The following is a 20,218-nucleotide window of genomic DNA, read 5'->3' on the forward strand; positions in this document are numbered from 1 at the left end:
TTATTTTCTTTTTGTATGAAACCCTTGCGTAATTCGGTCTAATATAATCGCAATCACGACGATAGCTAGTCCCGCTTCAAATCCCATTCCGATATTTACTTGTGTTACAGAGCGATATACATCAACGCCGAGACCTGGCGCTCCTACAAGTGAAGCTGTTACAACCATCGATAACGAAAGCATAATACTTTGATTCACTCCAGCCATGATCGTTCCGGTTGCGAGTGGTAATTGTACTTTAAATAATTTTTGTGATGTGGTAGAGCCAAACGCATTCGCAGCTTCAATTAAATCTTCTGGAACTTGTCTAATTCCTAAGTCTGTAAATCTGATTGTCGGTGGCATAGCAAAAATAACGGAGGCGATAATGCCTGGTACGACGCCTACCCCAAAAAATGTTATCGCGGGAATGAGATAGACAAATGCTGGCATTGTTTGCATAAAATCTAATGTCGGTTTTAAAAATTTTGAAAAGCGCTCGTTTTGAGATGCTAAAATGCCAATTGGAATTCCGACTATAATTGAAATAATAACTGAAGTAAGTACCAGCGCTAATGTTTGCATCGTTTGTGCCCAGTAGTTAATATTTAAAATAAATAATAATCCGATGAGCGTAAAAATGACTAAAGATAATTTTCTCGTTGTGTACCAAATGAGGAAACATAAGATAATAATCATCAATATAGCTGGTATTATTATTAAAAAATTAGTGAGTAAATCAACGAATCCACCGATAATATAAGAAAACCCTCGGAACAAGCCTTCAAAGTTCTCATATAAACTTGCAACAAATGAGTCGACCCATTCCCCTAATGGAATACGCGGTATACTATTCATCGTCTTTCACCTCTTCCTCAATGTTACCTGCAAGAGCCTGAATGACACTTTCACGTTTAATAATTCCTCTTAGCCTTTTCTTCTCATCAATTACGGGTAACGGATATTTCATCTCCGCCATTTTTGCATACGTTTCTTCAAGTAAAGTATCTAAATACACATGCGGAATATCGTTAAGTAATAAATCAGCAATCGGCCACTGTTTTTGTACTGCTTTACTTGCATCATCCGCAGTTAATATACCTAAAAACTCATACTTTTTGTTTACAACATATACGGTAGAAACACCTGCATTCCTCATAATTTGAAGTGCTACACGTGGTCCACGATCAATTAATAAAGTCTCCGGTCGTTTTAATATAGATTCCGCCGTAATTACTTTTCCTAAATTCACGTCCGCCACGAATTTCTCTACAAATTCATTGGCAGGACTCATCATAATTTCTTCCGGCGTTCCAATTTGAACGATTTCTCCATCTTTCATTAATGCGATACGATCTCCAATGCGAAGCGCTTCATCTAAATCGTGTGTAATAAATATAATTGTTTTTTCCATTTTATCTTGTAACTCTAACAATTCATCTTGCATTTCTTTTCGAATTAGTGGATCTAATGCACTAAATGACTCGTCCATTAGTAATACATCTGGATTATTCGTTAGTGCCCTTGCGATTCCAACACGCTGCTGCATACCACCACTAAGTTGACTTGGGTAATTATCTTTATGATGATCTAGCCCTACTAACTGTAGCGATTCTAACGCCTTATTTTCTCTTTCCTCTACTGGAACTCCTTGAATTTCTAACCCGTACGCAACGTTTTGTATCACTGTACGGTGCGGAAATAAAGCGAACTTTTGAAACACCATGCTCATCTTCGTTCTTCTTACTCTTCGCAACTCTTCTTTTCCCATCGTTGCGATATCTTCACCATCTATGTATATATGCCCCGCTGTCGGTTTAATTAATTGATTTAGCATTCGAACCAATGTAGATTTCCCACTACCAGATAAACCCATAATAACGAAAATTTCTCCAGTGTATACTTCAAACGTTGCCTTTTTCACACCAACGTTCATTCCTGTCTCCTTTAAAATTTCGGATTTGCTTTTTCCTTCTTTTAATAAGGTAAGCGCTCGTTGCGGATGTTTCCCAAATACTTTTGTTACATTTTCAACACGTACCTTTGTATTATCCATGTCACTACTCCTTTTCTGCCCATCTATTTACATAGTGTTGCGATTTTGCAAAGAAATATTACATAAAAATGACATTCATAAGCTTTCTTTAAAATTCTCGTTTCCGTTCATAATAAGAATGCTTACTTATACATTTATTTAAAAAGGCAAACGTTTCTTAGGAGGGTTTCGATGAAAAAGAAAATATGGCTTATATGCCTTGCATTATTTATTACTATGATTTTCACTTCATGTAATGCAACAAATGCAAATTCGAAAGGGAAAATTAAAATAGGTGTAACAAGTTGGAAAGAAAATATCGCAACCGCAAACATGTGGAAAGTTTTATTAGAAGAAAAAGGCTACAAAGTTGAGCTCATGTATTTAGAAAAAGCTGCGATTTGGACTGGAGTCGCACGTGGTGATGTCGATGCAAATTTAGAAGTATGGCTTCCAGTTACTGATCAACCATTAAATGATCGTTATAAAGATGACATTGTCTTAAAATCAAAATGGTATGAAGGTACTGGACTTGGTTTAGTCGTCCCTTCTTATGTGAAAAACATAAACAGCATCGAAGATTTAAACGCTCATAAAGATGAGCTAGATAATAAAATCGTCGGGATTGAACCTGGCAGTAGCCTTATGAATTTAACGAATAAAGCAATGAAAGAATATGATATAAAACTCAAACTTGTCCAATCTTCAGAAGCTGCGATGATGAGTGAATTAAAAAAGGCATATACGAAAAAGAAACCAATCGCTGTTACGCTTTGGAATCCGCATTGGGGCTTTTCAGAATTTGACCTAAAATATTTAAAAGACCCTAAGAAAGTATATGGTGAAAAAGATGACATTTATTACTCAGTTCGCAAAGGTTTTGAAAAAGATCATCCGGATATTGTGAAATACTTTGATCAATGGAAAATGAACGATGAACAACTAGGTACTTTAATGGTCATGCTAAATAAAACGAAAGATCCGGAAGAAGCCGCGCGAAAATGGATTAAAAAGAATCAAGCTTTAGTTGATGAATGGATAAAAGAATAAAGAATGACAAAAACAGGCTAGAGAATTTAGTATATTCTCTAGCCTGTTTTATGTTATTTTTTCTCAATAACTGCATCGACAATTCCATATTCCTTCGCTTCTTCTGCCGTCATAAAATAATCTCTTTCTGTATCATGTGCTACTTTTTCAACTGGTTGCCCTGTTCGCTCTGCGATAATTTTATTTATATCGTGTTTTAACTTTAAAATTCTTTTTGCTGTAATTTCAATCTCCGTCGCTTGCCCTTTTACACCGCCAAGCGGTTGATGAATCATGATTTCACTATTAGGGAGCGCAAATCTTTTCCCCTTTGCACCAGCTAATAGTAAAAGCGCACCAAATGATGCCGCAAAGCCCATACAAAGTGTTTGCACATCTGGTTTAATAAGGTTCATCGTATCTAATATTGCAAATCCCGCTGTCGTTGAACCGCCCGGACTATTGATATACAGGAATATATCTTTTTCTGCATCTTCCGCTTCTAAAAATAATAATTGTGCTACTACACTGCTTGCAACTTGATCATTAATTTCTGAACCAATCATAATAATTCGGTCTTTTAATAATCTTGAATATATATCATAGGAGCGTTCTCCTAATTTCGTTTGTTCTACTACGTAAGGAATTGCGTTCATATTAAATCCCTCCATCTATTTTATGCCGCACTAAGCATACAACTGTAAGAAGAAGGTTTTTTCATACTGAATAATAACACCGGTTGTATTGATGGTAACTTAGTGAAGTCTATTGTTGGGAGAAGCTTCGTCAACAATTCAGGTCTTTCTTCACGAATAGAAGTTACAACGATTTCAACATCATCCGTGTACTCCACTATTTCAATCCCTTCTTCACTTACCGTTTTCAGCCTATTTCTACTCCTAAATAACGATGCTTTCACTGCACCTTCTGATACCGAACATACTTTAGCAATATCCGCGATACTATATTGAAAAACATCCTTTAATAATAAAATTACGGATTGTTGCACATTTAACGAAGATAATACTTTCCCTACCATTTCATGCAAATCTGCAATTCTTTCATGTGGTTCTTCAAATGTATTTTGCTGTTCTAACTTTTCTTGAACGGATTTTGATTTCATTTGATCTAACCATTGATTTCGAGCAATTTTATACAGAAGCGTTATACAAATTTTCTTCTCACTATACTTTTGAAGAACTTTGCAAATTGCTTCTTGGGCAAGGTCTTCCCCATCCCATTTATTCTTCGTCAAAAACGTACAGTACCTTTTTACCTCTGCATAATGTTCAATTAATAAATTTATATTTGAATGATTCATATCGATATGATCCTTTAAAACCTGAGTTACTTTTGTGCACAAAATAACCACTCCTTTTCAGCGCTTACTTATTAAACGATTGAACAAATAAAAAAGTTACGGGGCTTATAATAAATTTTATGTTTATGTTCATGAATACGGGTCATAAATATGTTATATAGCATTTTACATGAGGAGGAATCAATTTGCCAAAATTAACAGTTGAAGGTACCGGAACTTTTGATGTTGAGGAAGGAACGAAATTAGTATTAGCACTTGAAGATAACGGTGTACACATTCTTCATCGTTGCGGTGGCAAAGCAAGATGTACAACTTGCCGAGTTGAGGTCATTGCAGGTGATTTTTGTGAGGCTACAAATGATGAAAAACAAGCTATTACGGAAAAAGGAATTGAAGACCACTTACGATTATCGTGCCAAATGCGTGTACATAAAGATATTACTGTTCGCCCTATACTTACAGTTGAAAATTCCGGTTTAGATGCTGGACCACGTCCGGCGGAGTAAAATGATGAATTTAAAACAGCTAGCCGGTGAATATGCCGCTGGCTTTGTAAAAGATGGAATGAAGGTTGGACTTGGTACGGGTTCAACTGTATATTGGACAATACAAAAGTTAGGGAAACGTGTACAAGAAGGGTTATCTATTCAAGCTGTACCGACATCAAAAGAAACTGAAGCATTAGCAAAGCAACTATCTATTCCGTTAATCTCTTTAAATGAAACCGGCATACTCGATCTTACAATCGATGGTGCAGATGAAATCAATAATGATTTACAATTAATAAAAGGTGGCGGTGGTGCATTACTTCGCGAAAAAATTGTTGCCGCCTCCTCTAAAGAACTTATTATTATTGCAGATGAATCCAAATTCGTTTCACACTTAGGTGCCTTTCCACTTCCTATTGAAATCACCCCCTTCTCTTGGAAGCAAACTGAAAAGAGAATTCAATCTTTAGGATGCGAAACACGTTTACGTATGAAAGATGGCGGACCATTTATAACTGATAACGGCAATTTAATTATTGATTGTATTTTTCCAAACAAAATACTGAATCCAAATGACACACATACAGAGTTAAAGATGATTACCGGTGTAGTTGAAACAGGATTATTTATCAATATGACGAACAAAGCGATCATCGGAACAAAAAACGGGATAAAAGAATATTAACCATTTTAAAGGCTGACTTTTGCAAGTCAGTTTTTTATTTTTCATAGTATAACATTACAGTATGATATACTATGAAAACACATTCATATCACACTAGAAAGGGCTGAACAATTTGCAATCCAAACTCATAACAGAACTTACTGATTTAGAAACTGCCTTTTACATTCGAAAAGAAGTATTCGTAAAAGAGCAAGGTGTCCCTCTTGAGGATGAATTCGATACATATGACCAAATTGACGAGACATGCAAACATATATTAGTTTATTATAATGAACTTCCTGTAGGAACTGGCCGTATACGATTCATTGACGGAATGGGTAAACTAGAACGAATTTGTATTTTAAAAGACTATCGCAAATACGGATTAGGAAAAGTAATAATCCAGGCACTAGAAGAGATTGCTCGTAACAAAGAAGCAAATAAAGTGAAACTACACGGTCAAACACAAGCTGAAGGATTTTATGAAAAATTAGGCTATCAAACTTCTTCTGATGTATTTATGGAAGATGGAATTGCGCATATTCTTATGACGAAAGTGTTATCATAAGAAAAAGGTGTAATATAAATCTGCATTATTGGTTTATATTACACCTTTTCTGTATCCTATTCTAATTCTTCTATTTCATAAAACTTATCATATTCTTCTCTGTATTGAAGTTTAAATTTTTCTATTAAACTTGCATCTGCTAAAATAATATCAATTACATCTGAATTTATATATAACAAATAAGTATCGTTATAAAAAGAAATATACGCTTGCTGACCACCATTTACGATATACTTGCAATACTTATATACTTCATCTTTATGTACACCTTTAATCGTAGTAAATATTATTGTACTTTTAAGATCATCATCGTCTACTTGCGTTTCTGTCCAATTTTTAATCTTCATGAATCTTCCAATTTTTGTTTTCTCATTTATTCTCTTACTTCTACCATATGTTATATAACCGGAAGTAAATGAAATATCAATTGCATCAGGACTTTTAAAAAGTTCAGTCAAAATCCCTCTTAATTTTCTCAAATTACCCTCAAATAATTCAGTGTCAAATCTAATTCTATTTTTCGCCTCCACTTAGAAAAAGGGTGTGGCTCTCATATCATCAAAATTCACATTTAGTATTTTCATTCTTTCCATATAATCCATTCCTCGCTTCATATAGACACTTTTCACATGTATATTTTTAATACCGACTTGTAAATTTAATAATTTCATCAACAGCTTTTTTATACCCACCTGATTTTCGGAAAGACTCCTTCATATTCAAAGCAGTTTCTTTGAATGAAGAGTTATTTAATAATAGATCTACACTTTCACGTAGTTGATCCTCAGTTAATTCTTTCATATGTAACTTAATTCCTGCCCCAAGATTCTCCACTTGCTTTGCGATTACTGGCTGATCCGCACTTTGCGGAATTACAATTAGTGGCACCCCATTATAAAGTCCTTCATGTGTACTATTCATTCCACCGTGTGTAATAAATAATTTTGTATATGTAAGTACCTCAATTTGTGGAACATAATTTTTCACAATGAAGTTTTTAGGAATCTCACCTAAATCACTTATTTTAGTCTTTTCACCGATAGACATAACAATAGTATAATTGGTATTCTCAAACGCTTTAAAACAAAGTTTATAGAAAGTAATGGACTCGTTAAAAACCGTACCTAGTGAAATATAAATGAGACTTTTCCCTTCGATTGTAGTAAAATCGAAGTTTTCTTTTCTTAATTGTGTAGAAATAGATGGTCCTACAAATTTATATGATTCATCAAAAGTTTCTCCAAAAGGTTGGAACTCCCTCGTTGTATAAACAATTGTAAGTGGTGCAGGATTACAGAAAACTTCATAAGGTGATTTAATTTCAACACCATATTTTTCTTTAATTCCTATTGTTAAGTTTTGATAATCATTTTTAATTTTTTCAATAGATTCATCTCGGATATTTTTTGAAAGATGTTCTAACATTATTGTGAATGATTTTTCATCCTGCGCAAAAGATGTACATGAATTAATTGCTGGCAGCTTAAGAATTTGAGCAATTAGATGTCCACAGCCAAACATAGAATCGTGAATGATGTAATCAAAATGTTCTCCTTCAATTTGTTCAAGAACACTCGGTATAATAACATCTGCTGTATGTAAAAGACCATTTATTCTTTCTGGTAAATAATTTCGACCACCGGAAAGAAAAGCTTTTATAAACTTTTGGTCGTCAATTGTTCGTACAGTAGCCCCTGTTTTTTCAATACGCTCTCTGAAAGCTTCTATTGAAAAATAAACTACCTCTTCACCGCGGGAAATTAGTTCTTCTACAACTTGTACTGTTGGATTTATATGTCCTTCTGATCCAGCGTTAATGAATAAAACACGTGCCAATGTAAACACTCCTTAGGTTAAATGATTTCTATGTTGTCATTAGGAGTACAGACACTTTCCGTACTCCTATCTTTTATTCTCCTTCTAAATGGACCTAGCAAGCCTAAAACCAAGATCATCTATATGAAATGTAGGATGGCTACGGCGGCGACAAGTAGCACCGCACCCTCTCGCTCCTTCAGCCCAGCTACCACCCCGGAAAATTCGGTACGATCCATACACCTTTTCATCATACAAATCGTAACACCATTCCCAAACGTTCCCTAACATATCATATAATCCCCATGCATTCGGTTCTTTTCCCCCGACCTCATGAATATGTCCATCTGAATTTTCATTATACCAAGCAATCTCTTTAAGCTCTCCATATATGTATCCAGTAGTTCCTGCCTTACACGCATATTGCCACTCTGCTTCAGAAGGTAATCGGTAGCCATTGGAACCTAAATTACAACTAACAATTTGACCGCTATCACTAATAGAATAATACTCTTTTAATCCCGCTTTTTTTGAAAGTAAATTACAAAACACAATCGCATCATTCCATGAGATACTTACAACTGGTCTATTATTATATTTGAATATATTTGGTGTATTATTCGTAATAGCATCATATAATTCCATCGTTACAGCATATTTTGCAAGAAGAAATGGTTTAACTTGAACTTTCCATTCTTTTTTTATTCGATCATCTCTTAATACTACCTCTCCTGTTGGAACTTTTACCATATAAGAATCAGTCGAGCGAATGATTTCATTCAATATTATCCCTCCAATTCAAAATGGAACATAATTTAATTCTTTTAATGCACCAATTTATACTTACCGTACTTCCTTTAAGAATCGTTGAACCTCACTTGGTGTTTTTAAAATAATAACTCTTTTATCCTTATTTAATTGATCGAGTCTTTTTACAATTGCAGGTCTTTTCGTCTTAGGATATTCCCATATCCATTTGAAAAATTGCAAGTCAAACCTTTCTTCACATCCAGCACCCATATCCGGTCTTGTTTTATTCCGATATTGCACAATTCTTTTAAAAGCACGATAAACACATATTGTTCTATGAATATCAAGAAAGATAATTGTATCCGCTGCGTTAATTCTTATGTCCATTGTCCCGCCATAATTCCCATCAATAATCCACTTTTCTTCTTTAATTAAGTCATTTTGAACTGTTCTTTGTTCCTCCCTTGGAACACCTACCCAATTCGGTTTCCAAAATAATGCATCAAGATGATACACCTGTATTTTTAGTTTATTTCCTAACTGCTTTGCTAATGTAGATTTTCCTGAACCACCAGAACCAATCAATATTATTTTTTTCATATTAGTATGACTCTTTCTATAGATTCTTCAATAGCTTCTTTATTAGCAAAAATCCATAAAAACATCTCTTCATTTAACTTTAGTAAATCTTTTAACTGAACAAAATAAGTAATAAAAATAATTTGTATAGAAAGCATAACATACCATATAGACTGTATTTCCTCTCTTGTTAAAGGATTTTGCTTATTATATCCTTCAAAGATCTTTCCAACTATACGTAGCCATTTCCCTCTTAATATTTCATCAATATATAACTCACTCAAAATGCTCGTACAACAATAGCATAAATCGAATACCCTTACATTACTTTCTAAAAGTTCAAAATCTATAAACCCTTGAAATTCATTCCCTTTAAAGATTACATTCGATAAGTGCATATCGCGATGAATAATTTGTTTTGGTAATGAGTGAACCGTTTCCTTGAAAGCTGTATGTATTTGACCCATTTTTTGAATTACATTCCGATGAACATGCTCATTCTTTTCTAAAATTGGTAAAGCCCATCTGTATACTACTTTATACAAATCTCTTTTTATTAACCCGCTTGTACTGTTCACTGAATCTAGTGCTTGATGTAGATTCGCTATTTCATCTCCAATAGTGCTCCCTAGCTTTATCAGCTTTTCTGTATCTTTTATTTCTAGCACACTTCCAGTAACATATTCGTACAAACAATAATACTTCTCTTTATAAAATACGTACCTTTCATCATTTCTCGTTTTTACTAATTTTTGTACTTTAATAACTTTCTCATCAAACTGTTCTAATACATTTAATTCATTTAGAAGCTGCTTCATCGATCCCTTTCCCTTTAAAATATACACTTTATTATTACAATGAATTTTCGTTACGTTTGGTTGAATTTCAGTAGCTGCAACATCTTTATATTGAAACCAAAACTTTGCAATTTCTAATATATCCTCCATATACAAATACCCCTTTTAAAATTCACTTATTTCTTCCGTAGCATAAACTCACCAAGCATTCCTACTCCCACACCAATTGTGTAAGCCACTAAATCACTCCATAAAAATCCGTACCCTAATACGAGTCCACCTAAAGTCGTTGCGCGAATGCTATCTATCCAAGTCTCATGGTACAATTGGCTAATTTCAATCCCGTAGCAAAATATCAAACTAATAAAAGCTAATTTCCTCGTTTCTATTTTAGGAAACAAAAATCCAAATCCAGTGAAAATCATTAATGCCCATAATGCATCACCTAAGTAGTCATTTAATAGATCTGGCAATACAAAAGCAAACTTTCTGGAACTAAGACCTAAAATAACAACAACTATAGTAAACAGTGCATATAGTAATCTGTTTCGTTTCGTATTCATTTCAAAATCTCCTAATATATAATCTAAAACTGCAAATAGCTAGTAAAATATAATCATTTTACTAGCTATTTATGGTCGACTTCACTTTGTATTTAATCCAATAACTCTTGCTGCTTTTTCTTTGAAAATGATTGTAGTACTAAATCATACGACCAATCAATCATTTTATTAATTTGTTCTTGTTCTACACCCTTATGTATATAAACTGTATTCCAATGTTTTTTATTCATATGATATCCAGGAATAATTGTTTCCGGATAATCTTCTCTTATTCGCAAGGCAAGTTCTGGATCACATTTTAATGTAATCGCAGCTTTTTCACCTTCTTCATGATTCACTATCGCAAATATTTTATTATTGATCCTCATACATGTTGCACTCCAGCCATCTGGAGAATCTGCTGTCGCTTTTCTTTTCGATAAACAATATGCTCTTGTTGCATTCATTCTAATTGGCACCTATTATTCTTTCACTATTTGATTACGATGCATCACAATTTGCTTCGTCGCTTGAAACTGCTGTTCACCATAAAACTTTATTAGTTTCTCTCCGCAAAATAGACTAACAATATCAATATGAGATATCTCTTTCAGTAACATTGTTAGCATCTTCTCACCAATACCTTTATTTCTTACACTTTCATGTACGACAACATCTTCAATATACGCCCGAAAAACACCGTCAGTAACAACTCTAGCAAATCCAATTAATTCGTTTTCTTCCCATACTCCAATTGCTATACTATTCTTTAACATTTTTTCAATATCAATTACTTTTCTTTCTGGCCACCAGCCAACAGAATCGTAAAGTTTCTTTATTTTTTCTACACAGATTGGTTGTTCATGTTGTAATTTATACGTGTACATTTTTTTCTCCCATCAACTAGTATACATAATATTATTATAATCTCTTTTCTAAAAAGTGTTGACTATGCCCTTTAGGATGATTTTCAACAACACCATATTCTCGGTATCCGTGCTTTTTATAAAATTCTGGTGCTTGGAAACTAAATGAATCTAGTAAAATGAGTCTACATCCTTTTTCCTTCGCAATTTCTTCTATTGTATGTAACAATTGACTACCATAACCATCATGGCGAACTGATTCATCAACCCATAAAAAATCGATGTGTAGATGATAAAAATACATCATTCCTGTTACCCCACCAAAGATTTTACCTTCCTCATCTTTCACTACGAAACTTACTTGTTCCATTGGCTGTTTTACTTCATCTGACAGCGCAGACATGTTATATTGAATTAATTTATTTTTAATGTATTCTCCTTCAGTGCGTGTACCGTTCTCTATACGTTTCATATATTTCATCCTTTCAATTCTTATAATATTTACATATTTTTATTGCATCATTTCAATAGACTAATCAATACAAATCTACCATATGTAACAAAACATGAAAAACCAATTAATCCCGGCATTGATACATGCCCTGTTCTTGCATAACTTATGACGATAAAACTAGCAATTAATGGAATAGGTTTATATCTGTGACATAAGGGCATATGCTTATTTTTATTTTTAAGGGCTTTTTCCTTATACTTGTGTATTAACTAATTCATAAGTTGTAGAGTGTAAGTTGGTAAATGATAAGGATGGTGTGAAAATGAGTAAATTTAATAAGAAATTTCATATTCCATGCGAATGTTTCGGTCCCCCTATACCTCCACCTCAAATTGGGCCTACTGGGCCTACTGGACCAACCGGACCAACCGGAGCAACTGGTTCAACTGGAGCAGGAGCTACTGGGCCAACGGGGCCAACCGGACCACCAGGAGGACCGTCAGGACCGACTGGGGCAACTGGACCGACTGGACCAACCGGAGCTACTGGGGCAACTGGAGCTACTGGAGCTACTGGAGCTACTGGAGCTACTGGAGCAGCTCAGATGGTAATTTATTTAGCTACTGATCAGCCAATTGCTAATAATCAATTTTTTGGTTTAGGTACTGCACAAGCAGGTTTCGTAAGAAATAATGTGGTTATACCACAAACAGCAACAATTACTGGTATAGTTTTTAGTATTCGAGATGAGAATTTAGTTGCAGGAGCTACTGTATCTGCTGAAATTGTTGTAAGTGATACATGCGCTACAACATCAATAAATACAGGTATTATAGCAACTGTAGTGGGTACGGGTTCTCCTACTAATTGTTGTGCAGTTGGTACTGGTAGTTTTCTGGTTGAGCAATGCGATTTATTATCAGTAAGGGTTACAATAACAGGAAGTGGAGCATTAATGCGTGGTGCTGCTGCCACTATTCTATTTGCTAACTAACCATATTTTTTATCTACCTTTATCTCCTGTATAAATAGGCGATTTAGTTCCAGGTTGGAATCAAGTTAGGGATGTTGAAGAAGTAGGTGTTCCAAACGTTCATAGTGGTCGTATTTCAGCTTACTGGTGGACCTTGTACTTCATGTGCACAGAATTTCTAATGTATTGATATACTTGAAGCTTTTCGTTTTGCTGGTAGGTCCCATAACTATTAAAGAGAGCCTTCTGGCTCTCTTTTCATATTAGGAATCACCATACACTCCCATATGCTGAGCGCATTCCTTTATAGTCCCGATACATATGAGCGATTCACTTTTGTAAACGGTATACTCCTTTAGGTGCACTATTCCCCTCCCTGCTATTAAAATAACGTTTTTATTCAATTATCGGTTACAACGTTTGTTTGACTTGTCATCTTATATTCTTTATATAAGCACTTCAAAGCTTCTAGAATTGTTTCATCAACCTCTTTATTATCAAATCGATTAGGTAAATTTCTTCCCCCAATTACATAAAGGAACGGAAATTCATGAAACATCCCTATTATACCAATATTTATTGTAGCGGTGGATAAACCACCTGTCACATGCGCTAAATGATAATACGGTATCCCTTCATAATTACCTTGTTGCCTTACCATTCCACTAATAATGGGTTCCCATAATTCTGGTTCTGCTTTATACCCTTGAAAAATATGTACTAAAAGTGAAAGAACTTGATTTAACTCTCCGACATTTTGCTCATCTCTAGGGTTTTCCTGTATATGAATCTTTGAAAAGTACGTTAAAACATTTTCTCTGACAGTTTCCCATCCTCCGCAGTGCATTACAACCGAGTGAGCAATATAACTGTCGTGGCAAGCTATCATTACTTCAACCGCTTTACTAAGTGTTAATGTAGTTCTTCCTTGTAAATGAGGATATAACTGCACACTATCCTCATTTGGATTAAACTTAATGTGATGAAGTGTATCATTCCAATTAATTTGTTTGTCCTTTACCATCCTCGCTACTGCAAATCCAATTGCCACTTTTGCTGCTGATGCTAATGGAATATAAAGATTATTATTATAGGAGGCAACTATATTTTCATATTTTGTAGAGTAAACAGATACTCCAACTTGACCAGATTGTATTTCTTTTATTTTTCGTATGACAGTTTCCATATTCATCCCTCTTTTTATATTGTTTTATCACCTCCTGAAAATTCGATATAAAATGTCAAAACCCTCCTTTGTTAAATTATATTGGTGAATACAAAAAAGATAGCATGAGATTTCTTCATACTATCTTTTGAAATATACACAATTTCTTTTTAAAATTATTTTTACAGTAATAGATACAGCTATTCTTCAGTAGGATTTTTAGGACCATTAAGCTCCAATTGATAAAAAGCTAAATCTAGCCATCGATTGAACTTATAACCGGCTTTTTTTATTGTCCCTGTATGAACAAATCCATAGTTTTGATGCAGGGCAATACTTTTCTCATTTTCTGCGTCAATTCCAGCAATTAAGGTCATATATTCTCTTTCTTTCGCAATAGCTATTAGTTCTTTCATTAAAGACTTCCCAATTCCATTTTTTCTATATTCCTTATCAACGTATATGGAGTGTTCAATTGAATATTTATAGGCAGGCCACGCTCTAAATGGACCAAATGTTGCAAATCCAACCACTTTTTCATCTTGTTCACAAACTAATATCGGATAACCTTCATCAATCTTTTGTTCATACCAACTTTGTCTATCTTCAAGTGTTACGGATTTATAAGCATATACAGCAGTAGAATTTAGAATGGCATCATTATAAATATCTAAAATATACGTTAAATCTTTTTTAGTTGCTTCTCTAATCATTTTCCCCTTCCTTTCAAAGTGATTTTCCTCTTTAACTTTCTATCAAGAGATCTTTCAATTGAAATTTTGAGTTTATTTATCTGAACGAACTCTAGCTTTTCGAAAACCATCAATTATATTTAGTACCGCAGATAAAATAAAGAAAAATAAACTTCCACCAATTAGCCACGATTTAAATTCAGTAGAGGATATGGTAAATATATTCGCCACATACGTAACGAAATCTTCGTTTAACAAATTCGGGTTTATGACTATTACAATGAACGCTATCGTTGCAGCTAACTGTAGGATTGCATTCCAAGTTGCCATTTTGTTCGTCCATTGACCTTGTATAAATTTATATAGTGACATCGCTATTTCTAAAACGATCATAATAACAACGATTGGCCAGTACTGAAGTAAAACATCTTGATTGAAAGTTGGCGCGACAAAATTCAGTCCATTTTCAGTACCTTCATATACGCCTACAAGATGATTGGCATAAAAATAAAGCGTTGCCCATACTGCCGTCCACATCAGCCCTCCAAAAACTTCAAACTTTGAAATCGCCTTTTTCTTCGGGATATACGAGATGCTTTTCAAATCATCTGGTGTCCATTTTTTAAAACTTGTTGTTAATGGGTGCGCATCTTTTTCCTTATCCGTTCTTTCTAAAATAGCAAAAACAATTGTTACCCAGAAAAATACTTGGAGACCTACTTCCAATGTCCTTCCAATGCCTTCACCTATCATTTTTAAAATTACATTTAATACCGCCTGATCACCACTATAGCCAATAAAATTTTCTGCAACCATTGAAATAAGCGCAATAACAACCGCAATCGGTATAATCATTTTTAATAAAGTCATATATACATCAAAATAACGTGGTCCAATTAAATGCATCGGTCTATCCAAGTACCCATTAGCCAATGAGACTGGACTCCCTAATTTTTCAAGAACACTTTTTTCATCGTCTTCATTATAATCATCAGGTAACATATCCTCGATTGTTGACCGTAGTTCAAGTATAATATCTTCACGATTTTTTTCAGGTAATCTCTTCGCAACTTCCTCGACGTAGATATCAATCAAACTCATTCTTGTCCTCCTCCTTTAATAAGTTATAAAGTTCTTTCGAATCCTTTATCCATTCCTTTTTCAACTGCAAAAATATATCTAATCCATATTCACTTAAAACATAATACTTACGAGGTCTACTCTCAGTTTTATCCCAACTACTCGTCACTAGCTCCTGCTTTTCTAATCGGCGAAGTAGTGGATATAAAGTACTTTGATCTATCATGATTCCTGATTGCTCCAATAATTGGACAAGCGAATATCCATACTGCGGCGTTCTTAGTTGACTTAAAACCGCTAATGTCAATGTCCCTCTCCTTAGCTCAGTAATTAATGAATTTAATAAAGTATCCATTCATCCACCTCATTTCCATTACTATATGTCATACAGTATGTGTTTTATACTATGTATCGTACAGTATTAGTGTGACAAAAACAATGATTTTTCAAAAAAATATACAATAAAAAGCACAAACGATATGATTTGTGCTTTTCTAGCTAACTTAAATGCCTATATAACACGCTTAACTTTGTACCTCTGGTAATATAAACTCTCCTTTTTCTTTTGGAAATGGGACAACATCTACAATTGCATCTACGTTGATTACTCCGTATACATGCGGATATTTTTGACCGTTAGAAGCAAGTTCATATTTTATTTCTGCTTTTAACAGGGATGGATCAATTGTAAGTAATAAAACATCTTCTTCATGACTAAAATGTTTTTGAGCAACTTTTAAAGCTTGGTTTAATAATGAACAATGAATAAACCCCTCTTTTATAAGTGATTCTTCATTAATTTCTCCCGTTGTTTTCGCGATTTCCCAATTTCTTTTTGATATTATTTTTGTAATCATAGCTATTCCCCCTTTTTAATATATGTAATGATATAATAATACTAAAATTTCCAACACATGATTAATAGATTGGAGACTTATAATGGATAAAAAATTAGAAGAGATAATTGTAAACTCCTTTTTTACTAAGCGACTTCAAAATAGGATCATGTTTGAACTTTCTTCAACTAAGAAACGTAAAGATGCCATAGGTCGCCTTTGCCATAATTACAGAACTACGCTACGTGAAGAATATATGATTGAAATCCCTAAACCTAATTCGTGTCCAATTGATATAGGTCGTCTGTTAAAAAAACATGGGGCCGATGATTCTTGCTACGCCATATCATGGGACACTAAAATCGATGGGAAAATACTCCCTTTGCTGGACGCATTAGAGGCTGCTGTTGGAATGGGAATGCCTTCTATTCTATACTCAATTACAAATCAAGTTGCGTATTTTGAAGCAGAACAAGAAACACTTCCATCACCAAGATTTATACTTAAACGCACATATTAAATCATATAACTCCAGTGAATTTTTTCTATATGCTTACGTTATTCAATTAAAATAGCATTTTATCGGGATGGAGATACATAACTAATGAGTAAAAATCACACTGCACTACAAGCCATTATTATACATATGAATACAAATGAGAACTGGCATGATTTTATTTCTTACTGTCAGCAGCTCGAAGTAGGACTACGAAAATTAGCTTTTAAGCATTTAGATATATTTATTACAAATGCAAAGAAATGGGAATCCAAAGATCAACAAGAGTTTGCTATTACGCTTTTTACTATTTTAGATACATCCAACGAGAAAAATGAAGTATTAACTTTCCCGTTAAATTGTTTTCTAATAGACATTCTATATCAATGGTTAGAAAAGGATCCATCTGATTCAAGACCTTTTAGATGGATGGGACTTTATATGGGTTCCGGAAATACTGATGAGGATTTGGAACAACTTCTCCAAAAAGCCATTGAATTAGGTGGCGATACCGAACAAGAGGCAATGATACATCTTGTTTCTTACTATATAAATAGCTTAGAGTTTTGTACGCATGAATTTCCATCAGGTTATTGCGGAGATTTAAACGAATGTAAAGAAAAACTTCCCTATATGATTCAATTAATTGAGAGAATTCAGGATGAGAACATAAAAGAACAAATATTGTGGCAAATACAAGAGCAACTAGACTTAATTCTAGATTGGTTAAAGAATGCACAAAATCCGGTAGATGCTGTTCGTCTATGGGAAAAAGAGCAAATTAAAGAATTTGAGAATATGATATTTTATCATTTAAACAACAGCTCAGGGTGTTAATTTACATACCTTTCAAGTATAAAAAAGAGGATTTTCATGAACTGCTAGAAAATCCTCTTTTTTATTTATTTTAATCCCTTAATTAAAGGCGATGCTTCCCCACTATAGAAAATCCATAAATCATGAAGTGATCTCGTACATCCGACATACAATAATTTCGCATCATGTTTTGTATTTTTGTAATGTTCTTCATCAACGTCGATTAGAAGTACAGCATCAAATTCTAACCCTTTCGCCAAGTATACTGGTACTACCGAAATACCACCTTCATACTTACTTTGATCTGCTTCAATGAAGTTAACAGTCAATCCAGCATTTGTTAACTTCTCATATATATCACGGCACTCATCATCTGTTCTTCCTATTACCGCAATTGTTTTCACATCTTCATTTTGTAGATGTTGTAATGTCTTCACAATTTCAATAAATTGGTCCTCTACCCGAATTATTTTCACGTCTTCACCGCTACGGAAAACTGGTGTAGCAAGCCCTACTGGAATCTCTGCATTTTTTATTATTTCATTAGCAAATTCAATAATTTCTTTTGTAGAGCGATAACTTCTCGTCAATTCATAATAGCCTGTTTCTTGGAATACTTCCTTAAAAGCATTCCAGTCTTCAATTCCTTGATAATCATAAATCGCTTGAGATAAATCACCTAATATAGTGAAAGAATTACCTAGTGTAATTTCTTTTAATACATAAACTTGGAAAGGCGAGAAATCCTGAGCTTCATCAATAACGACGTGATGGAACTTCTGTCCGATTTCAATTCCTGTTATGCGATGATGTATGTAAATTAAAGCTGGTAAGTCTTCTACATATACTTCTTTTTTACGAGAATTCTTTTCTGTTTCTTGAACAAGCTCTTCAGGTAATACTTCGAGTATTTCTTTACTCTTCAACATTGAACTATACAGTGAAAGTGGGCTCATTTTCGGCCAAAAATTCATATATGTGCTCAATCTCTTTGTCGCTTCTTTTTTTAGTAACTTTTTCTCGTTTGTTTCTCCAAACTTTTTCAGTTCAATTTCAATCCAGCGCTTCATTCTGCCAACTAAACGTTCTCGTCTTTTCTTTAATGGATAGTGTTTATATTCAACCTGCATCCATTTTTTAACGTCTTCCACTGGAATAACTGCTTTATCCCATGCCTCAAAATCTTTTGTCGGTACTAATTCTTTTTCAAATTGAATCATTCTTTCTTCAATAAACGACTTGAATTCCAACGTGCCTTTTAATTTACCGAGCATAACTTTTTTTTCATCGCGATTAATTGAAAAAGCTTCTTTCATTTTTTCTTCTGTCTGCTTCAGTTTCACCGAACCATCTAACGTACGTAATGCCCAATCTGGAAACGTTGTTTGACTAATATTTCCTACCCCTAACTCAGGAAGTACACTCGAAATATAATCTAAAAACAAACTGTTTGGAGCGAATACGATCATTCTCTCCGCTTCAAGTTGTTCACGATATTCATAAATTAAAAAAGCAAGGCGATGTAAAGCGATTGTTGTTTTTCCGCTCCCTGCAACCCCTTGAATTAATAATGGTAAGTTTCTTTCCGCACGAATAATATCATTTTGCTCCGATTGTATAGTCGAAACGATATCTTTCAATTTATTATCTTTATTCTCACCTAATCGATATAGAAGAAAATCATCAGCATGCGAGACATCTTCATTTCCTTTTACATATGTATCAACAACACGTTCTAGTTCTCTTTTTCGAATGGAAATGTTTCGCTTTAAATAAACATCACCTTCTACTAATCCGTCTGGTGAATGATAAAATGCTAATTCATCACCACCGGTAAATGAATAAAACATACTCGCGACAGGTGCTCGCCAATCAATTACAATTGGTTTCATCGTATCTTTATCTGAAACACCTACTTTACCAATGTAAATCGGCATTACGTCTTCCTTGCCATCCTCCTGAAAATCTAATCTTCCAAAGTACGGCTCATGTACACCAATACGTAAGCTTTGTCTATTAGACTCCCTCATACTTTCAAGAATTTGCTCTTTAAAATCTTCTCCATAATAAACCGGAATTTTTTCAAGCTGTTCTAATTGATCATCCATCGTACTTAAAGTATCTTTCATTTTTTGTAACTCTGCGTCAAAAATGTTGTTCATTTGATGATTCCCTCCTGTCCGTTCCAATTTTTTTAGTCAAGACATAATTGTATTAAAAATCCATCCATAAAGTCAATAGTTAGATTGAGAATTTTCCGAAATAAAGAAAAA

At 34.0% G+C, this 20,218-nt stretch carries 25 protein-coding genes and 1 pseudogene; 7 read left to right on the plus strand and 19 right to left on the minus strand.

The features are described 5' to 3' along the window. Complete coding sequence (locus MHB76_RS13315; RefSeq protein ID WP_016105065.1) at nt 1–837, minus strand: ABC transporter permease; 837 nt, start codon at nt 835–837, stop codon at nt 1–3. Then, nucleotides 830–2,035 (minus strand): quaternary amine ABC transporter ATP-binding protein, encoded by a 1,206-nt coding sequence (locus MHB76_RS13320; protein ID WP_000370622.1) that lies wholly within the window; start codon nt 2,033–2,035, stop codon nt 830–832. The genes MHB76_RS13315 and MHB76_RS13320 overlap by 8 nt, the downstream gene beginning before the upstream one ends. Nucleotides 2,036–2,206: 171 nt before the next feature. On the opposite strand from MHB76_RS13320, the gene MHB76_RS13325 reads away from it, so the two are divergent. Continuing rightward, nucleotides 2,207–3,064 carry a glycine betaine ABC transporter substrate-binding protein gene (locus tag MHB76_RS13325; protein WP_070146573.1) on the plus strand — a complete coding sequence of 286 codons (858 nt, stop codon included), beginning with the start codon at nt 2,207–2,209 and terminating at the stop codon, nt 3,062–3,064. Nucleotides 3,065–3,117: 53 nt separating this feature from the next. Here the strand turns inward: MHB76_RS13325 and clpP are convergent, their stop codons facing one another. Continuing rightward, nucleotides 3,118–3,699 carry an ATP-dependent Clp endopeptidase proteolytic subunit ClpP gene (gene clpP, locus MHB76_RS13330; protein ID WP_070128426.1) on the minus strand — a complete coding sequence of 194 codons (582 nt, stop codon included), beginning with the start codon at nt 3,697–3,699 and terminating at the stop codon, nt 3,118–3,120. Between the two features lie 20 nt (nt 3,700–3,719). Then, complete coding sequence (locus tag MHB76_RS13335; RefSeq protein ID WP_078174705.1) at nt 3,720–4,406, minus strand: RNA polymerase subunit sigma-70; 687 nt, start codon at nt 4,404–4,406, stop codon at nt 3,720–3,722. A 143-nt stretch (nt 4,407–4,549) separates the two neighbouring features. Here MHB76_RS13335 and MHB76_RS13340 point away from each other — a divergent pair, with 143 nt between their 5' ends. The 3 genes from MHB76_RS13340 to MHB76_RS13350 all read left to right on the plus strand — a co-directional run bounded on the left by MHB76_RS13340 (nt 4,550) and on the right by MHB76_RS13350 (nt 6,084). Beyond that, nucleotides 4,550–4,870, plus strand: a complete 321-nt coding sequence (locus MHB76_RS13340) for a 2Fe-2S iron-sulfur cluster-binding protein (RefSeq protein WP_002110280.1) — start codon at nt 4,550–4,552, stop codon at nt 4,868–4,870. Nucleotides 4,871–4,874: 4 nt separating this feature from the next. Then, the gene (rpiA, locus tag MHB76_RS13345; RefSeq protein ID WP_078174717.1) at nt 4,875–5,537 is read left to right on the plus strand and encodes a ribose 5-phosphate isomerase A; all 663 of its coding nucleotides are present in this window, start codon (nt 4,875–4,877) and stop codon (nt 5,535–5,537) included. Between the two features lie 112 nt (nt 5,538–5,649). After that, nucleotides 5,650–6,084 carry a GNAT family N-acetyltransferase gene (locus tag MHB76_RS13350; protein WP_078174704.1) on the plus strand — a complete coding sequence of 145 codons (435 nt, stop codon included), beginning with the start codon at nt 5,650–5,652 and terminating at the stop codon, nt 6,082–6,084. A gap of 56 nt (nt 6,085–6,140) precedes the next feature. Here MHB76_RS13350 and MHB76_RS13355 read toward each other — a convergent pair. From MHB76_RS13355 to MHB76_RS13395, 9 genes and pseudogenes are all read right to left on the minus strand, one after another. Then, nucleotides 6,141–6,677: pseudogene (locus tag MHB76_RS13355) on the minus strand (phosphatase). A gap of 46 nt (nt 6,678–6,723) precedes the next feature. Further along, complete coding sequence (locus MHB76_RS13360; protein ID WP_078174703.1) at nt 6,724–7,920, minus strand: macrolide family glycosyltransferase; 1,197 nt, start codon at nt 7,918–7,920, stop codon at nt 6,724–6,726. An 84-nt stretch (nt 7,921–8,004) separates the two neighbouring features. Further along, nucleotides 8,005–8,682 carry a formylglycine-generating enzyme family protein gene (locus MHB76_RS13365; protein WP_078174702.1) on the minus strand — a complete coding sequence of 226 codons (678 nt, stop codon included), beginning with the start codon at nt 8,680–8,682 and terminating at the stop codon, nt 8,005–8,007. A 60-nt stretch (nt 8,683–8,742) separates the two neighbouring features. After that, nucleotides 8,743–9,249, minus strand: a complete 507-nt coding sequence (locus MHB76_RS13370; RefSeq protein WP_199709126.1) for a DNA topology modulation protein — start codon at nt 9,247–9,249, stop codon at nt 8,743–8,745. Continuing rightward, nucleotides 9,246–10,175 (minus strand): phosphotransferase enzyme family protein, encoded by a 930-nt coding sequence (locus tag MHB76_RS13375; protein ID WP_078174700.1) that lies wholly within the window; start codon nt 10,173–10,175, stop codon nt 9,246–9,248. Before MHB76_RS13375 ends, MHB76_RS13370 begins: the two co-directional genes overlap by 4 nt. A 26-nt stretch (nt 10,176–10,201) precedes the next feature. Then, nucleotides 10,202–10,588: a ribosomal maturation YjgA family protein gene (locus tag MHB76_RS13380; protein ID WP_078174699.1), complete on the minus strand. Its 387-nt coding sequence runs from the start codon at nt 10,586–10,588 to the stop codon at nt 10,202–10,204. A gap of 92 nt (nt 10,589–10,680) precedes the next feature. Further along, a complete protein-coding gene (locus MHB76_RS13385) occupies nt 10,681–11,034 on the minus strand; it encodes an MmcQ/YjbR family DNA-binding protein (protein ID WP_002161512.1) in 354 nt (117 codons plus the stop codon). A 15-nt stretch (nt 11,035–11,049) separates the two neighbouring features. After that, nucleotides 11,050–11,454 carry a GNAT family N-acetyltransferase gene (locus MHB76_RS13390; RefSeq protein WP_016105075.1) on the minus strand — a complete coding sequence of 135 codons (405 nt, stop codon included), beginning with the start codon at nt 11,452–11,454 and terminating at the stop codon, nt 11,050–11,052. 34 nt (nt 11,455–11,488) lie between these two features. Next, nucleotides 11,489–11,905, minus strand: a complete 417-nt coding sequence (locus tag MHB76_RS13395) for a GNAT family N-acetyltransferase (protein WP_002110291.1) — start codon at nt 11,903–11,905, stop codon at nt 11,489–11,491. Nucleotides 11,906–12,209: 304 nt separating this feature from the next. Here MHB76_RS13395 and MHB76_RS13400 point away from each other — a divergent pair, with 304 nt between their 5' ends. After that, nucleotides 12,210–12,881, plus strand: coding sequence for a hypothetical protein (locus tag MHB76_RS13400; RefSeq protein WP_340986800.1), 672 nt, complete (start codon nt 12,210–12,212; stop codon nt 12,879–12,881). Between the two features lie 379 nt (nt 12,882–13,260). Here the strand turns inward: MHB76_RS13400 and MHB76_RS13410 are convergent, their stop codons facing one another. From MHB76_RS13410 to MHB76_RS13430, 5 genes are all read right to left on the minus strand, one after another. Next, complete coding sequence (locus tag MHB76_RS13410; RefSeq protein WP_078174697.1) at nt 13,261–14,046, minus strand: serine hydrolase; 786 nt, start codon at nt 14,044–14,046, stop codon at nt 13,261–13,263. A gap of 179 nt (nt 14,047–14,225) precedes the next feature. Then, nucleotides 14,226–14,738: a GNAT family N-acetyltransferase gene (locus MHB76_RS13415; RefSeq protein WP_078174696.1), complete on the minus strand. Its 513-nt coding sequence runs from the start codon at nt 14,736–14,738 to the stop codon at nt 14,226–14,228. 72 nt (nt 14,739–14,810) lie between these two features. Continuing rightward, on the minus strand, nt 14,811–15,818 hold the full coding sequence (locus MHB76_RS13420) for an HAAS signaling domain-containing protein (protein ID WP_078174695.1): 1,008 nt from the start codon (nt 15,816–15,818) through the stop codon (nt 14,811–14,813). Next, complete coding sequence (locus MHB76_RS13425) at nt 15,805–16,152, minus strand: PadR family transcriptional regulator (RefSeq protein WP_002110296.1); 348 nt, start codon at nt 16,150–16,152, stop codon at nt 15,805–15,807. Before MHB76_RS13425 ends, MHB76_RS13420 begins: the two co-directional genes overlap by 14 nt. Nucleotides 16,153–16,321: 169 nt before the next feature. Beyond that, nucleotides 16,322–16,654: a DUF952 domain-containing protein gene (locus MHB76_RS13430; RefSeq protein ID WP_078174694.1), complete on the minus strand. Its 333-nt coding sequence runs from the start codon at nt 16,652–16,654 to the stop codon at nt 16,322–16,324. Between the two features lie 82 nt (nt 16,655–16,736). Between MHB76_RS13430 and MHB76_RS13435 the strand changes: the two genes are divergently transcribed. Together MHB76_RS13435 and MHB76_RS13440 are read left to right on the plus strand one after the other, a co-directional pair. Next, complete coding sequence (locus tag MHB76_RS13435) at nt 16,737–17,153, plus strand: hypothetical protein (RefSeq protein ID WP_078174693.1); 417 nt, start codon at nt 16,737–16,739, stop codon at nt 17,151–17,153. A gap of 84 nt (nt 17,154–17,237) precedes the next feature. Beyond that, entirely contained in the window at nt 17,238–17,966 is a 729-nt protein-coding gene (locus tag MHB76_RS13440) for a hypothetical protein (RefSeq protein ID WP_078174692.1), read from the plus strand. A 65-nt stretch (nt 17,967–18,031) separates the two neighbouring features. Here MHB76_RS13440 and MHB76_RS13445 read toward each other — a convergent pair whose 3' ends face one another. Further along, nucleotides 18,032–20,107, minus strand: a complete 2,076-nt coding sequence (locus MHB76_RS13445) for a HelD family protein (protein WP_078174691.1) — start codon at nt 20,105–20,107, stop codon at nt 18,032–18,034. Nucleotides 20,108–20,218 lie beyond the last annotated feature (111 nt).

Source organism: Bacillus sp. FSL M7-1345 (genome assembly GCF_038006985.1).
GTDB classification, from domain to species: domain Bacteria; phylum Bacillota; class Bacilli; order Bacillales; family Bacillaceae_G; genus Bacillus_A; species Bacillus_A cereus_U.